We start from the raw sequence: 1268 nt of genomic DNA, 5'->3' as shown, positions 1-1268 counted from the left end.
TGATGTTGACCCGCTCTCGTGGAGCCCTTCAGGCTTTTCCACGAGGTGCAACCGATGCCCCATACACGTCCGCCCTATCCTGCTGAGTTCCGTCGTCAGATCGTCGAACTGGTCCGCGCCGGACGCGATCCCACCGATCTTGCCCGTGAGTTCGAACCGTCGGCTCAGGCCATCCGGAACTGGGTCGCACAGGCTGACAAGACCGAGGAGCGCCGTGAGGCAAAGACAGAGACCCTCACGGCTGCCGAACGTGAAGAACTGATCCGTCTGCGCCGCGAGGTGCGCCAACTGCGGCTGGAGCGGGATATCCTGTCAAAAGCCGCGGCCTGGTTCGCGCGGGAGACCGGCGCGGTGCCGTCGGGATCTTCCGGTTCATGAGCGCAAACCGGGCCACCTTTCCTATCGCCGTCATGGCCCGCGTGCTCGGCGTCTCGGAAGCAGGCTACCATGCCTGGCGGCAACGGGAGCCCTCGGCCCACGCGCAGGCCGATGCCGCGCTGTTGAAGCGGATCCGCACGATTCACGCGGGCTCGGGCGAAGCCTACGGTGCTCCACGCGTTCGTGCTGAGTTGGCGGCCGAAGGATCACGCCATGGGCGCAAGCGCATTGCGCGCCTGATGCGCGCAGGCGGCCTCGTCGGCGCCAGCCGGCGGCGGCGAGCTGTCATCACCACGCGGCGGGACAAGAAGGCCCGGCCAGCCCCCGACCTCGTTGAGCGCAACTTCCGAGCCGAAGGCCCCAACCAGCTCTGGGTCGGCGACATCACTTATGTGCCGACCGCCGCTGGCTTCCTCTACCTCGCCGTGGTCCTCGATGCCTGGAGCCGGCGGATCGTGGGATGGGCGATGGCGAACCATCTGCGAACCGAGCTCGTGCTCGACGCCCTGGAGATGGCGATCGGCCAGCGTAAACCGAGCGCCGTCATTCACCATTCCGACCAGGGAAGTCAGTACACCGCTCTCGCCTTCGGCAACCGTTGCCGGGAAGCCGGTGTTCGGCCCTCGATGGGCTCGATCGGCGATGCCTACGACAACGCCATGGCCGAAAGCTTCTTCGCGACCCTCGAATGCGAACTGCTCGACCGCCGGCGCTTCGCTTCACAAGCTCAGGCCCGAATGGCCGTCTTCACCTTCATCGAGGGCTTCTACAATCCAGTTCGACGCCACTCCGCCCTCGGCTACCGCTCGCCGATCCGCTACGAGAAGGAGATGCTGACGGACCCATCGCCCGCAAGCTGATCACCACTCCACGAAAGCGGGTGAACATCA

The 1268-nt window shown here is 65.8% G+C and carries 1 protein-coding gene; it reads left to right on the top strand.

The window, feature by feature from the left end; genetic code table 11:
• Window positions 1-54: 54 nt before the first annotated feature.
• Window positions 55-1238, top strand: a protein-coding gene (locus tag ACS5PV_RS32760; protein WP_455399478.1) for an IS3 family transposase whose coding sequence is annotated in 2 segments (ribosomal slippage) — window positions 55-322 and window positions 322-1238 — 1185 coding nt in all. Because the reading frame shifts where the segments join, the coding sequence is not laid out codon by codon here.
• The last annotated feature ends 30 nt before the right edge of the window (window positions 1239-1268 follow it).

The sequence above is a fragment of the Methylobacterium sp. Gmos1 genome (genome assembly GCF_053764715.1).
Note: the sequence above shows the minus strand (reverse complement) of the source record. Positions and strands in the feature narration are given on the sequence as shown.